The organism is Enterococcus camelliae, assembly GCF_042685105.1.
In the GTDB taxonomy this organism is placed as follows: Bacteria; Bacillota; Bacilli; order Lactobacillales; family Enterococcaceae; genus Enterococcus_G; species Enterococcus_G camelliae.
Genome location: NZ_JBHUMO010000013.1, coordinates 73,934 through 88,087, shown reverse-complemented (window position 1 = coordinate 88,087; position 14,154 = coordinate 73,934). Strand labels below are relative to the sequence as shown.

Here is a 14,154-nt window from a genome sequence, read left to right as displayed (position 1 = left end):
CATAACATTCATTTGTTAATCAAAGCCCCCATTGAAAATTGGAGTTTTGTTCGTCAATTGTCTTGAAATCCGATGAAGGTCTCAATAGAACTGCTATAGCTGAGTTTTTTTGCAGAATTGCTGCCGGCAAAGAGATGGTTAAACAATCCATAACAAATACCAACCCGAACGATAGTGCCTCTTCAGGGAATCGTTCGGGTCGTTTTATCTGTTGTTTTTGGTTCAATTATTTGTTCAATTCCATCAACATTTGAAAAGGAATGTTGGATTTGCTTTTATTCCTCAATTGGAATAGCAATAGTAAACGAGGTTCCCGTTGGTGAAGAGTCCAGTTTTAATAGCCAATCATTTTTTTTCACAATGGATTGGACGATAAACAAGCCTAGGCCGGTTCCTTCTTCTGATGATTTGGTTGTGAAGAAAGGAGTGAAGATTTTGGTCTGAATTTCTTTGGGAATTCCTGGTCCATTATCGGTTATTTTCAGTTCCACATGTTGTTTGTTGATGTGTTGATGGGAAAAGTTTTTAAATTTAGCCAGTTGTAAGGCATCGGTACGATCAATCGTTATCTGGATGGATCCTTTTCCTTGAGCTGCTTGCATGGCGTTAATAATTAGATTGTAGAGAATGGTCTGAATTTCATCTGTATCAACAAAAATTTCGGCATCAGTCTGCGGATTTATGGTTAACTCCATGGTTCGTGGGAGCAAGACGTTCATTGTTTCAACGGAATCCAAAACAATGCTCGCGAGTCGCACGCGTTTTCGGTCATTGTTGGTGACTTTTGAAAAACGGAGAACATGATTGGATAAATCGTGTCCTTTTTGGGCAGCCAGGTAGATTTCGTTTAATTCCTCATACAAGGCCGGATTGGCTTTGTAGTCTTCCATGAGCAATTCAATGTTTCCCAGTAAGGGGGTTAAAAAATTATTTAAATCGTGCACAATAGAGGTGGTTAATAGGCCAACAATTTCTAATTTTGATTCTTGTAGGAGGTTTTTTTCTAGTTCATATTTTGTTTCACGGTGGGATTGTTGCGTCAATAGTTTTTGATTTTCCCGGGAGAAATGTTCCCGTTTAATCACGTTTTTTATCGTCAAATAAAGCAATAGAAGGATAACGGTAAAGATGCTGAGAACACCTACACCAATAATGAGTTCTTGTTTTAGCACGGCATTGTGGCGGTCAAATTCGGTATTACTCGCAACAACCCATTTTTGATTGCCAATCGTAATCCATTGGTAGGCGGCTACCTTTAAGACACGTTTTAATTCTTTGCTAGTCCACCAATAAGAGTAGTAAGTAAGTGTGCCAGATTGGTGTGCGAGTTGTTCTTTCTCCAATTTTTTCAAGTCATCATAGTTTAGGTTAGGGTACAGTTGTTTTCTGTCCGTTACAATATTTAACCCAATTTGTTCGTTTGAGGGGTGCATGATGACTTTCATTTCTTTATTTTTCACCATGGTATATCCATTGTATTCATTGTCGACGGTGGCATCTTTGATTTTCTGGTAGATGTTTTCAAGATTGATCGGGACGACTAAAATAGCAGCTAGGCGCTTGTTTTCATTATAAATAGGTTGATAGAGGTTTAAAAAGGCTCTCTTTTCATAAAAGTAGACGGCCCCATTTTCATAAGTTGCAGTAGCTAGTTCTTTTTTTAGCAATGTATCTTCCTGAAGCTCTTGCATTGTCGTGATGCTACTTGTTGAAGAGGTTGCTTGAATGGGGGACTTTCCATCTTCTAGTGGAATTAAGAAAAGGGATTGAACAATCTTGTTTTGTTTGGTTAGCAGATTTGCTAATTGCTCTTGAATGATTGCTTCCTGTCCATTAGAATCATAGGTGAAGTCAATCTGTTGCAAAAGTTCCCTTTGATCTTGAATGTTTGATTTAATTAGCATCGCAGCTGCTTTGGTAATTTTCATTAATTGTGATTGCCCAAAATCAAGTGCGTATTCTTTGCTTTGTTGATAACTATAATGAATCCCCAAAAAACCGAGTATCGTGACACCAATAATGCCGAATAATCCGATATTTAGCCATTTTATTGATTTCTTTTTCATAAACGTACTCTCTTTCTAAAAATGTGTTAAAAAAAAAGACCAGTGGAGGTGAACAATGAACGATCAAAAAGTTTTAGTTGTTGATGATGATCCTGCTATTCGGCGCTTGATTTGGAAGTCGCTTCAGTCTACGGGGTTATTGATTTATCAAAGCGATTCAGTTGAATCCACCATTGATATCCTGTCGAGGGTCAAATTTGATTTGTTTCTATTGGATATTAGTTTGGAATATGAAAATGATGGGTATCACTTAGCCCAATTAATTCTAGAGCAAGATCCTAGTGTACCTATCTTAATCTTAAGTGGGAAAACGATGGAAGCCGATATTATTACAGGCCTGGAAATGGGGGCCGATATGTATTTAACAAAGCCATTTAAGCCGGCCATTATACGGGCGCAGGTTTTGTCTTCATTACGACGATCAAAGGCCATTCATCAAGCAAGTCAACAAAGTATGTTAAATGAAATTACCCTAGGAATCTTTCGACTGGATCTCAATCAGTACCAATTTTTTAAAGAGGATGTTCTTGTGGGGTTGTCATCGAAAGAAACCCAACTGATGCAGTTTTTTATGGAAAACCCCAACCAAGTCTTTACCAAAGATCAAATCTATTCCAATGTTTGGGAAGATAACAACACTGATGCAAATACGATTATGGTCTTTATCAATCATCTTAGAAATAAAATTGAAGACAACCCGAAAGAAGTAAAATATTTAAAAAATGTTTGGGGGATAGGCTATGCTTTTTACCCTGAAGGCAATTAAAGAATGCCTTCTAACAGAGCAAAGAAAAGGCCTAAAGAAAGCAAGTCAGCGGATCCACCAGGACTTAAGTAGCGTTCCGTTAAAATAGTATCATAGCATTGCAATTCACGAAGCAACTGGTTTGAAGACAGGTTGCTCTCGTGAATTTTTTTGGTTTCCGCTTGAATTTGTTGCAAAGCAGGTCGTCCACCACGATGAAGAATATTCGTATCTTCTAACTGGCTCATTAAATAAATTAGGCAACGTAGTAAAAAAAGCTCATCAATCGAATGGGCTTTTTCTCTCATGAAGGGTAACAAAAGATCACGTAAGGCCGGATAGCCATTTGCGGCTTCCCCGCGGATACCAGTGACTCCTTTGGTTAAGTATACCCTCTCTCCGTTTGAAAGTGAGGATTTATGAGAAAGATTATCAAAATCCTCATGAACGAGGTGTTGGGTCATAGTAGAGGCTAGGTTGAGAATCTTTGCTGTGTCTTTGCTAGTTAAAGGAAGATGAATGGTTGTTTGTTTCAAATAATAGCCGGTTGCACCTAGTAAGACAGCAAATGAAAAGTTGGCCCCTTTATGGGTATTAATCTGGTTCGTGGCGATTAACATGGCAGTTTCTGCGAATGTTCCGATGGTTCGTTCTTTCTCAAATAACTCTTTTAAGGTTCCCTCATGATGGTAGCCTGTTATTAGATAGTGATAAAAATAGGGTGCCAGTGCTTGAATACTTTTGATGAAGGTGAAAAAATCCATATCGCGGTGGGCACCGTTTGTATGACGGTCCACTAGTCCTGGTTTTGGAGAAAGGGCTACTTCATAAAAAAGAGCCGTTTGGGCCATTGTAGCAATGCGTTGAAGTTGCTTAATCAATTTTGCGATTCTCCATTTCTTTGACAATAAATTCTAGGGAGTGGTTCAAATGTTCGTGCGTAATCAAGGTGATTTGCTCTGTGTTATTGGTACACATGCCACGATAAATGAGCCAATGCTCCTCTAAGGCAATACTTCTTCTAGCAGAAGCTCGGATGGCGATATCACGGAAGTAAACCAAATACGTTTGCAAATCCAGGACGATTGCACGTAGTCTAGGCATTTGACTTTTTTCGTAGATAAAGGCGTTAAAGTCTGAAAAGTTTTGTAAGAGTAAGTCGACTTGATCCGTTTGGTTGTAATGTTCTCCTCGTTCAAGTAGTTCTTTTAATTCCTGGAAGTCTTCTTTGGTCATCAACTTCATAGCTTTTATCGTTGCGAGGGTATCAAGTGATTTTCGAATTTCATAAATTTCATAGGCATCTTTGATTCCAATGCCTTTGACCACGATTCCGACGCGAGGAACATGTTGAACCAATTGTTCTTCAACGAGTGATTTCATTGCGATGCGGATTGGTGTTCTACTGATATTCAATTCATCTGAAAATTCCTTTTCGTTGATCCGTTCTCCGGCAGGAATATCTCCAAGAATAATAGTTTTTCTAAATGCTTCATAGACCGCAACTTTTAAAGGCTTGTTTTCTGTTAGGTCTAAATTTTTCTTTACTGCTGTGATGATGGGATTCATCTCAATCCATCCTTTCTATTTTTTAAACGAATCAAAGAACGTCGGGAATGTGCTTCGCGACGCTCTTTGAACAAGAAGCTTTATTGTGGAATGTAAAGTGGCATATGGCCTAATAGGATAATGGTAACAACAAAGATGACAAAGATTCCTAAAGCATATTTTGCGGATTCTTTTTGCCATTGTCCCATGTCTAATCCTGTTAATCTTAATAGAAGATAAATGAAAGCAACTAGTGGGCTTAATAAGTGGAATGCTTGTCCCATTAGAGAAGCCAATGCCATTGACATATTGTCAAATCCATAAGAACGACCTGCTTCGGCCAAGACTGGTAAGACGCCGAAGTAGAAACCATCGTTTGAGATAAAGAAAGTTCCTGGAGCAGAGATTAAAGCAATAACTAATCCCCAAGCACCAGCTAATTGTTTTGGAATCAAATCAACAAAGCTGTTTGCTAAGGCTTCGGCCATCCCTGAACCTTGGAATAGTCCCATGAAAACTCCGGCAGCAAAGACAAGGATAACAACTTGAACTGCATCGCCACCATTTGCGCCAATACGAGATGATTGATCTTTTAGTTTTGGATAGTTGACCATCAATGCAATACATGTACCGATTAAGAATAAGAATAAAGGTGGCATTTCTACCCAAGCAGGTAAGCCTAATTGTTCAACAAATGAGCTTAAGACTAACCAAGCAATTAAAACCAACGTTAAGATTCCATTGAATGCAAAATTCTTTGGTCGACGAATATCAAGTAATTCTGGGTCAGTAACGGTTGTCATTGCATCAATTTCTTCATCGGTTAAATGACTAATGCCTAAACGTTCCCGTTCCTTTTTCCCCATGCGATAAGCAACAAAGAAGATTACATACAAAACGGAAATAATCATTCCTGGTAATAAGTAAGAGAGGATGTCTGCACCGACATTTAAAACAGCCATTGCACGCGCTGTTGGTCCCCCCCAAGGCAATAGATTCATAATTGTATTTTGCAAGATAATTAGAACACCTAGGTTCATAATGTTCATATTCAATTTTTTATAAATAGGTAGGAAAGCAGAAATACAAATTAAGGTGGTCGTTGTTCCGTCTCCATTTAGAGACACTGCTGCAGCTACAACGGCAGTTGCCATTAGGACCTTCATTGGGTCACCTTTAGCAAAGTGAATCATTTTGCGGGTGATGGGATCAAATAATCCAGCATCAAGCATAATTGAGAAATAAAGAATAGCAAAAAGGAGCATAATCCCTGTTTTTGATGTCGTTGCGATGCCGTCTAAGACAAAGTTTCCTAAGTTAACATCTGGAACGTTACCATCTGCGCCAACTGGTGGGCTAGCCACACCTGTAAAAATCGCAATTAATGTGAAAAACAGGGGAACAATTACCAATGCAGTAAATGGAGAGAGCTTTTTCTTCATGATGACGTACATGAAGACGATAATCATTGCGTAAGCAAGAATCGTTAATAACATTTTGTCCATCCTTTCGTAAATCCTTCTTTTTTGTAAGCGGTGACAGAGAATTGCTTAAAAAATAGTTTGGATGCATCCTTTGTTCTATAACAAGTAAAACCTGTCTCTTTTTTACATCTTAAGAATAAAGAAATAAATCACAAAATAGAATATGAAAGCGGATAAAAAAACAAAAAAAGAACAATTAAAACGACATTTCTTATCAGATACTTAACGAAATATTAATAAAATCTTAATTGCGATAGAATGTTGATTTGATGGTAGTTCACGTTGCTTTTTCTGTAACTCCAAAAGAAAAAAACACTAAAAAACCAATTAATATCAACGTTTTCACTATAAAAATTGATGCATGAAATTATAATAGAAGTGTAGTGAACAAGAAGAAAGGAGAATCAACATGGGATGGTTTCATTCATTATTTAGGAAAAAAACTCAAAATATAGAAAACGATTTCAATAACGATAGCGTCGTTGTGGAACATTCGTTGATACAGGGTGAAAATGAATGGCAACAGCTTCCAGAATTTGTTGAGGTTGATTCAGCTGATTATCCTTTGGTATCTGTCATAGCCACAAGTATTGCGGCGAATGATCGTCCCAAAAGTCAATTTGTAATCAAACGAATTCTACAACGAAACGAAGAAGTGAAGACGGTGTCACTGATTGCGGCGGCACTTGTGGCAAGTGACTCGACCAATGGACAACAAATTGTTCGGAGTATTTCAAAAAAAAGAATGAAAAGTAAGAATGGAGGATAACGATGTTAAGAAAGTTCAAAATTTCAATTGATGGCAAAGAATATTTAGTAGAGATGGAAGAGATTGGTGGTGTACCACAACCGATACCTGCTGTGCAACCTGTTGCAGCGCCTGCACCAAAGGAAGAAACACCTAAATCGGAGGAAGTGGTAGCAGCGCAATCAACATCTTCTGAACCAGCCGGAGCAGATGCATTAACAGCACCTATGCCGGGAACAATTTTAAAAGTGTTGGTTCAAGTTGGTGACACAGTAGCAGAAAATCAACCACTGATGATTTTAGAAGCAATGAAAATGGAAAATGAAGTGGTTGCCAACAAAGCAGGAACAATTACTGGTATTCATGTTGCTCAAGGGGAAGTCGTTAACCCTGGGGATGCCTTAATTACAATTAAATAAATCAGTGAAGGAAGTGAATTGAGTGGAAACTTTATTACAAGGTGTAATTGGACTGGGTCAAGAACCAGGACGAATTGTTATGATGGTGATCGGGTGCGTATTAATGTATCTCGGGATCAAAAAAGAATATGAACCAACCTTATTGGTACCCATGGGATTAGGGACAATATTGGTAAACTTTCCCAACACAGGTGTTTTGAGTGCGGGAGGAGAAGTTGGCCCATTTCAAGTGTTGTTTGATGCAGGAATATCCACGGAATTATTCCCATTGCTCTTATTTATTGGGATCGGGGCAATGATTGATTTTGGCCCATTACTACAAAATCCATTTTTATTAATGTTTGGTGCGGCTGCGCAATTTGGGATTTTCTTTACGATTATTTTAGCCATTGTTTTAGGATTTGATATGAACGATGCCGCTTCAATTGGGATTATCGGTGCAGCAGATGGTCCTACGTCAATTTTCGTAGCCAATACGCTTCATTCGAAGTATTTGGGAGCCATCATGGTTGCGGCATATTCTTACATGGCCCTTGTGCCGATTATCCAACCAGTTGCGATTAAAGCAGTGACAACGAAAAAGGAACGCCAAATTCGCATGACTTACCGTGCGGGTGAAGTTTCGCAAACGGCAAAAATTTTATTTCCAATTGTCATCACCGTTGTAGCAGGACTGATTGCGCCAGTTTCCTTGCCATTAGTTGGCTTCTTGATGTTTGGGAACTTATTACGTGAATGTGGTGTGTTGGATCGCCTATCATTATCTGCTCAAAATGAATTAGTTAATATCATCAGTATTCTGTTAGGATTAACCGTTTCTGTAAAAATGCAATACGCAGAATTTTTAAAAGTCGATACATTGATTGTGATTGCCTTGGGTCTGGTGGCCTTTGTAATGGACTCTATTGGCGGCGTATTGTTCGCAAAATTCTTGAACCTATTTAGAAAAGAAAAAATCAATCCGATGATTGGCGCTGCAGGAATCTCTGCCTTTCCAATGTCTAGCCGGGTAATCCAAAAAATGGCAACCGAAGAAGACCCTCAAAACTTTATTCTTATGCATGCAGCTGGAGCCAATGTTTCTGGTCAGATTGCATCAGTTATTGCGGGCGGTTTATTATTGGCACTTCTAGTCTGAGTGAAGAAAGGAACATATGATGAATATAAATATAGCAGATTTAAAACAATCTTTTGAATTATTGATTATGGGCTGGGGCGGCGTATTTTTTGTTCTTTTCCTAATTTATTTAGCTTCAAAAGTACTAGCTAAGCTATTTCCACCTAAAAAGTAAGGAGGGTTTCGTTTGTTTGAATTAAGAAGAATCTGGATTAAGCGAGATGTCAAAATGAGGGATGCCTGGCGTACCTTGCTTGTTCAGGCAAAGCTGTACCCAGATGAAGATGTGGACTATACCGTTGGAATATTTTTGAATGACACTTTGGTTGCTACAGGTTCTTACCAAGGCACTATTTTAAAATGTCTCGTCGTCTGCAGTCGCTACCAATCGGAAAACTTATTGACAAAAATCGTTGTCCATCTTCTTAATGAATTGCAAGCAAAAGGAATCAATCATACCTTTGTCTATACGAAACCGGAGAATGGTGCTATTTTCCATTCTTTGGGTTTCAGCGAAATTCTCATGACGGATGCTGTTTTATTCATGGAGATTGGCACACCTAATTTTGCAACTTACCTCCAATGGTTAAGTGAACAAAGACAATCGCGTGAAGCAAGTGCGATTGTGATGAATGCGAATCCCTTTACAAAAGGGCATCTGTTTTTAGTAGAGCAAGCTGCTAAATTGAGTGAGCAAGTGTACGTTTTTGTTTTATCAGAGAATCAGTCTACTTTTTCCTTTGCTGATCGGCTAGCGATGGTTCGAGCGGGTGTAGCCGAATTTGCGAATGTCACAGTGGTGCCCACTGAAAATTATCTTGTTTCCTCCTTAACATTTCCAACCTATTTTTTAAAAGATCAGGCACCCTTGGAATTGGCAAAAATTCAGGCGCGGGTTGATGCAACCTTATTTAAAGAAAAAATTGCTCCCGTTCTAGGCATTACAAAACGCTTTGTTGGAGAAGAACCGTATTCAAAAGTAACTGAGGTCTACAATCAAGCGATGAAGGAAGTGTTCGCCGGAGAAATAGAATTGTATGTCTTTTCTAGGTTGACAATCAAAGGTGAGATTGTCAGTGCAACAAAAGTTCGTCAAGCATTAAAAGAAAACAACCAAGTATTATTGAAACAACTTTTACCACAATCCAGTTATGAGTATTTAGAAAAGAATTATAATTATAGAGGTGAATTAGTGTGGAAATAAGAAAAACTGCTGTTGCTGGAACAGTTGAGTCTAGCGACATCATGATAACTGTTGAACCAACGGATACAAATACCATTGATATTGCACTTGAAAGCAGTGTTGAAAAACAATTTGGTCGTCAAATACGGCGAGTGATTGAACAAAAGTTGAACCATTTAGATATTACAGCCGCAAAAATTACTGCAATTGATAAAGGTGCTTTGGATTGTGCCATTCAAGCACGTACGATTACGGCTGTTTACCGTGCCGCTGAGCAGGAACAATTTGATTGGAGGGAAATCGACTCATGGAACGCTTAAGAAGAACGATGATGTTTGTACCTGGTGCAAATGCTGCTATGTTAAGAGATGCTGCTTTGTATGGAGCGGATTCGATTATGTTTGACCTTGAGGATGCCGTTTCGCTTAAGGAAAAAGATTCGGCACGGCTGTTGGTGCATTTTGCGTTACGCACGTTTGATTACGGCAAAGTGGAAACGGTTGTCCGCATCAATGCGCTCGATGCTGGCGGAGAACAAGATGTGGAAGCAATGGTGCTTGCTGGTGCCAATGTCATCCGGTTACCCAAAACAGAAACAGCTCAAGACATTATTGATGTGGATCAAGTGATTACCCGAGTTGAACAAGAAAATGGTATCGAATTAGGAACGACAAAAATGATGGCAGCAATTGAATCAGCAGAAGGCGTTTTAAATGCGAGAGAGATTGCCACGTCCTCTGATCGATTGATCGGAATTGCGCTAGGGGCAGAAGATTATGTGACAAACATGAAGACGCGCCGTTTTCCAGACGGACAAGAATTGTTCTTCGCGCGTAGCATGATTCTTCATGCAGCAAGAGCGGCAGGCATTGCGGCTATTGACACTGTTTATTCCGATGTGGATAACGTGGAAGGTTTCCAAAATGAAGTAACCCGTATCAAACAATTAGGGTTTGATGGCAAGTCAGTGATTAACCCTCGTCAAATTCCATTGGTTAACGCCATTTATCGTCCAACAGAGAAAGAAATTCAAAATGCCAAAGAAGTCATCTGGGGTATTCGTGAAGCAGAAGAAAAAGGATCTGGCGTTATTTCAGTAAATGGAAAGATGGTTGATAAACCAATCGTTGAACGTGCACAACGAGTGATTGCACTAGCAATTGCAGCGAAGATGATTACGGAGGAGGAAATTTAATCATGGTGATGAATAAAGTAGGTCGCGATATTCCCAAAGAATATGCTGATCAATTTGGTATTTATGAAGGGGAACTTGCTCATATTTCCGATTACCAAGAAGCAAGCCGTGTGATTAAACCGGTGAAACCTCGAGATGAAAAATTAGTAGGATCCATTCGTGAAGCTATTGAAAAAACAGGGTTACAAGATGGCATGACGATTTCATTTCACCATCATTTTCGTGAAGGTGATTTTGTGATGAATATGGTTCTGGATGAAATCGCCAAAATGGGCATTAAAAATATTTCAATCGCTCCTAGTTCGATTGCCAATGTTCATGAACCATTGATTGATCATATCAAGAACGGTGTTGTGACAAATATTACTTCATCCGGTCTACGCGATAAAGTTGGGGCAGCCATTTCCGCAGGGATCATGGAAAATCCAGTTGTGATTCGTTCTCATGGAGGCCGTGCGCGAGCAATTGCAGCCGGTGATGTCCATATCGATGTTGCGTTCTTAGGTGCACCTAGCTCTGATGCATACGGCAATGCGAATGGGACAAAAGGAAAAGCTACTTGTGGATCACTAGGTTATGCCATGATTGATGCCAAATATGCAGATCAAGTGGTGATTATTACCGATACTTTGGTTCCGTATCCTAATACACCAATCAGTATTCCTCAAACAGATGTGGATTATGTGGTAGTCGTTGATGCGATTGGTGATCCAGCGGGGATTGCCAAGGGAGCCACTCGTTTTACGAAGAATCCCAAAGAATTGATTATTGCTGAGTACGCCTCAAAGGTCATTACGAATTCTCCTTATTATAAAGAAGGATTTTCTTTCCAAACAGGGACTGGTGGTGCAGCTTTGGCAGTGACTCGCTTTATGCGGGAACAAATGTTGAAAGATAACATTAAAGCACGCTTCGCTTTGGGTGGTATTACCAATGCGATGGTCGAGTTATTGCAAGAAGGACTTGTTGAAAAAATTATTGATGTCCAAGATTTTGATCATCCTTCTGCTGTTTCGTTAGGTGAAAATGCCAATCATTACGAAATTGATGCCAATATGTATGCTTCTCCGTTTAGTAAAGGTGCAGTCATCAATCAACTAGATACAGCAATCTTGTCGGCATTAGAAGTAGATACAGATTTTAATGTGAACGTCATCACTGGATCAGATGGTGTGATTCGTGGCGCTTCCGGTGGTCACTCAGATACAAGTATGGCATGCAAAATGAGTTTGGTGATTTCGCCACTTGTTCGTGGAAGAATCCCGACATTTGTTGAACATGTCAATACAGTTGTCACACCTGGTAACAGTGTGGATGTGGTTGTAACGGAGATTGGGGTTGCCATCAACCCATTAAGACAAGATTTAATTGAACACTTCAAAAATATAGATATTCCGCAATTTACCATTAAAGAATTACAAGAAAAAGCGTATGGCATTGTTGGAACACCTGATGCCATCCAATATGGCGATAAGGTTGTCGCAGTCATTGAATACCGTGATGGCAGCCTGATTGATGTGGTACGGAATGTGTAACGATCCGTTTCAAGGAGTGTCTGTTTCACTGAGGGAAATGCTTGCTGCTCGTGAACAGCGAGTCGCTCGCCAGGAACAAATGCTGAGTCAGACAAAGGGCACATTGCTTTGTGCAACGATGAATATCCCTGGTCCAGTGAAGCAATCACCGATTATCGAGCAAGTCTTTTTAACAATTGTTCAGCAAATCAAACAGCAGTTCAGTCAAATTGCCAGTCAAGAGTGTCTTTTTTCCAATTTAAAAACTGGTCCCGAATATTATTTTCATTGCTCGCTTGATCCGATGGTGCTGAAACAAAAAATGGTTGCTATTGAAGAAACACAGCCACTTGGCCGTTTGGTGGATTTGGATGTTCATTGGTTAGCAAACAACGGGTCGATTGCTACGCTTAGTCGCAACGACCTAGGCTTGCCTAGCCGTTCATGCTTGATCTGTCAAAAAGATGCCAAAGAATGTGGTCGTGCCCGTGTGCATTCTATCCAAGAAATGCAAGCAAAAATCATTCAAATAATTCAAAATGGAAAGGAGTGCAACGATGAAAAAACAAATTCGCTTTATGGAAACCGTACTTCGTGATGGGCAACAAAGCCTGATTGCAACACGGATGCCAACGGCTGATATGTTGCCAATCATTCACACGTTGGATGAAGTAGGCTTCCATTCATTAGAAATGTGGGGAGGGGCAACATTTGACTCCTGTGTTCGTTTTCTAAATGAAGATCCATGGGAACGTCTTCGTAGTATCCGTAAAGAAGTCAAAAATACCAAACTCCAAATGTTATTACGTGGTCAAAATTTACTAGGCTATCGCCACTATGCAGACGATGTTGTGCGGGAATTTGTCGAAAAATCAGTCAAAAATGGGATTGATATCATTCGTGTATTCGATGCATTAAATGATACACGGAATTTGCAAACCGCGATTACTGCTGCGAAAGAAGCTGGAGGCCATTGTCAAACGGCCATTTCCTATACAACGAGTGCCATTCATACGGTTGATTATTTTGTGCAACTTGCCAAAGAAATGGAACACACTGGTGCGGACTCTATTTGTATTAAAGATATGGCAGGCGTTTTGACTCCTGAGACTGGCTACGAATTAGTGAGTCGCATAAAAGATGCGGTCTCATTGCCGCTTGAAGTGCATACCCACGCAACCAGTGGTATTTCAGAAATGACCTACCTTAAAGTAGCAGAAGCTGGAGCGGATATTATTGATACGGCTATTTCTTCATTTGCTGGTGGGACCAGTCAACCTGCCACGGAATCCGTTTCGATTGCGTTGGAGGGCTTGGGATTTGATACCGGTTTAGATTTAACGAAACTTAGCCAAGTTGCGGAATATTTTAATCCAATTCGTGACCGCTTCCGAAATGAAGGAATACTAAATCCTAAAGTAAAAGATATTGAACCAAAAACCCTTATTTATCAAGTTCCTGGAGGCATGTTGTCCAATTTGCTTAGCCAATTAACCGAACAAGGCTTGCAAGATAAATATGAAGAAGTCTTGGCAGAGGTCCCTAGAGTTCGAGCAGATTTAGGCTTTCCTCCATTGGTTACACCATTATCACAAATGGTTGGTACTCAGGCTTTAATGAATGTTATTTCAGGGGAACGTTACAAGTTAATCCCAAATGAAATCAAAGATTACGTTCGTGGCCAATATGGTCAATCCCCTGCACCTATTTCAGATGAAATTCGGGAAAAAATTATTGGCAACGATCCAGTCATTACTTGTCGTCCTGCTGATTTATTGAAACCTGAACTAGCTGTATTGCGAAAAGAAATTGACACCTACGCCAAAACAGAAGAGGACGTTTTGTTGTACGCAATGTTTCCGAAACAAGGTCGCGATTTCCTTGGTCGCAGAGAAGACCCATTCTATGATGTGCCGGTCCAAGAAGTCAGTGTAACCATTGATTTTTCATAAAATTCAATTCAATTTAACGAAAAAACAATTCAGGACGTTGGCTGGTGTCAGCGTCCTGAATTGCTTTTTATTATTGTCTTTAGACTCGGTTGAGCTCGCAACGCGTGCGAAACAAAAAACCACCTGCTATGCGGGTGGAAGATAAAAAGTTATACAAAAAAATCTCTTCTTAAGCGTTAAAAT

At 39.7% G+C, this 14,154-nt stretch carries 15 protein-coding genes; 11 read left to right on the top strand and 4 right to left on the bottom strand.

Translation table 11 applies throughout. The features are described from left to right. Positions 1-275 precede the first annotated feature (275 nt). Entirely contained in the window at positions 276-2,066 is a 1,791-nt protein-coding gene (locus ACFSR0_RS02775; protein WP_379979686.1) for a sensor histidine kinase, read from the bottom strand. A gap of 55 nt (positions 2,067-2,121) precedes the next feature. On the opposite strand from ACFSR0_RS02775, the gene ACFSR0_RS02770 reads away from it, so the two are divergent. Next, entirely contained in the window at positions 2,122-2,832 is a 711-nt protein-coding gene (locus tag ACFSR0_RS02770) for a response regulator transcription factor (RefSeq protein WP_379979684.1), read from the top strand. On the opposite strand, the gene citG is transcribed toward ACFSR0_RS02770, so the two are convergent. From citG to ACFSR0_RS02755, 3 genes are all read right to left on the bottom strand, one after another. Beyond that, the gene (gene citG / locus ACFSR0_RS02765) at positions 2,829-3,692 is read right to left on the bottom strand and encodes a triphosphoribosyl-dephospho-CoA synthase CitG (RefSeq protein ID WP_379979682.1); all 864 of its coding nucleotides are present in this window, start codon (positions 3,690-3,692) and stop codon (positions 2,829-2,831) included. The two genes, ACFSR0_RS02770 and citG, sit on opposite strands and share 4 nt — an antisense overlap. Further along, the gene (locus tag ACFSR0_RS02760) at positions 3,685-4,380 is read right to left on the bottom strand and encodes a GntR family transcriptional regulator (protein WP_379979680.1); all 696 of its coding nucleotides are present in this window, start codon (positions 4,378-4,380) and stop codon (positions 3,685-3,687) included. Before ACFSR0_RS02760 ends, citG begins: the two co-directional genes overlap by 8 nt. 80 nt (positions 4,381-4,460) lie before the next feature. After that, on the bottom strand, positions 4,461-5,855 hold the full coding sequence (locus tag ACFSR0_RS02755) for a CitMHS family transporter (protein WP_379979678.1): 1,395 nt from the start codon (positions 5,853-5,855) through the stop codon (positions 4,461-4,463). 397 nt (positions 5,856-6,252) lie between these two features. On the opposite strand from ACFSR0_RS02755, the gene ACFSR0_RS02750 reads away from it, so the two are divergent. Genes ACFSR0_RS02750 through ACFSR0_RS02705 form a run of 10 tightly spaced genes read left to right on the top strand, consistent with a single transcriptional unit; the run spans position 6,253 to position 13,971 of the window. Next, a complete protein-coding gene (locus tag ACFSR0_RS02750) occupies positions 6,253-6,612 on the top strand; it encodes a hypothetical protein (protein WP_379979676.1) in 360 nt (119 codons plus the stop codon). Between the two features lie 2 nt (positions 6,613-6,614). Beyond that, entirely contained in the window at positions 6,615-7,010 is a 396-nt protein-coding gene (locus tag ACFSR0_RS02745) for an acetyl-CoA carboxylase biotin carboxyl carrier protein subunit (protein WP_379979674.1), read from the top strand. 22 nt (positions 7,011-7,032) lie between these two features. Beyond that, the gene (locus tag ACFSR0_RS02740) at positions 7,033-8,148 is read left to right on the top strand and encodes a sodium ion-translocating decarboxylase subunit beta (RefSeq protein ID WP_379979672.1); all 1,116 of its coding nucleotides are present in this window, start codon (positions 7,033-7,035) and stop codon (positions 8,146-8,148) included. Positions 8,149-8,167: 19 nt separating this feature from the next. After that, complete coding sequence (locus ACFSR0_RS02735; RefSeq protein ID WP_379979670.1) at positions 8,168-8,302, top strand: OadG-related small transporter subunit; 135 nt, start codon at positions 8,168-8,170, stop codon at positions 8,300-8,302. 12 nt (positions 8,303-8,314) lie between these two features. Beyond that, positions 8,315-9,331 carry a [citrate (pro-3S)-lyase] ligase gene (gene citC, locus ACFSR0_RS02730; protein ID WP_379979668.1) on the top strand — a complete coding sequence of 339 codons (1,017 nt, stop codon included), beginning with the start codon at positions 8,315-8,317 and terminating at the stop codon, positions 9,329-9,331. Beyond that, positions 9,322-9,630, top strand: coding sequence for a citrate lyase acyl carrier protein (gene citD, locus ACFSR0_RS02725; protein ID WP_379979666.1), 309 nt, complete (start codon positions 9,322-9,324; stop codon positions 9,628-9,630). The genes citC and citD overlap by 10 nt, the downstream gene beginning before the upstream one ends. Next, positions 9,618-10,505 (top strand): citrate (pro-3S)-lyase subunit beta, encoded by an 888-nt coding sequence (gene citE / locus ACFSR0_RS02720; RefSeq protein WP_379979664.1) that lies wholly within the window; start codon positions 9,618-9,620, stop codon positions 10,503-10,505. The genes citD and citE overlap by 13 nt, the downstream gene beginning before the upstream one ends. Before the next feature lie 2 nt (positions 10,506-10,507). Further along, a complete protein-coding gene (citF, locus tag ACFSR0_RS02715) occupies positions 10,508-12,040 on the top strand; it encodes a citrate lyase subunit alpha (protein WP_379979662.1) in 1,533 nt (510 codons plus the stop codon). Next, on the top strand, positions 12,033-12,617 hold the full coding sequence (gene citX, locus ACFSR0_RS02710) for a citrate lyase holo-[acyl-carrier protein] synthase (protein ID WP_379979660.1): 585 nt from the start codon (positions 12,033-12,035) through the stop codon (positions 12,615-12,617). Before citF ends, citX begins: the two co-directional genes overlap by 8 nt. Further along, complete coding sequence (locus ACFSR0_RS02705; protein WP_379979658.1) at positions 12,577-13,971, top strand: oxaloacetate decarboxylase subunit alpha; 1,395 nt, start codon at positions 12,577-12,579, stop codon at positions 13,969-13,971. Before citX ends, ACFSR0_RS02705 begins: the two co-directional genes overlap by 41 nt. The last annotated feature ends 183 nt before the right edge of the window (positions 13,972-14,154 follow it).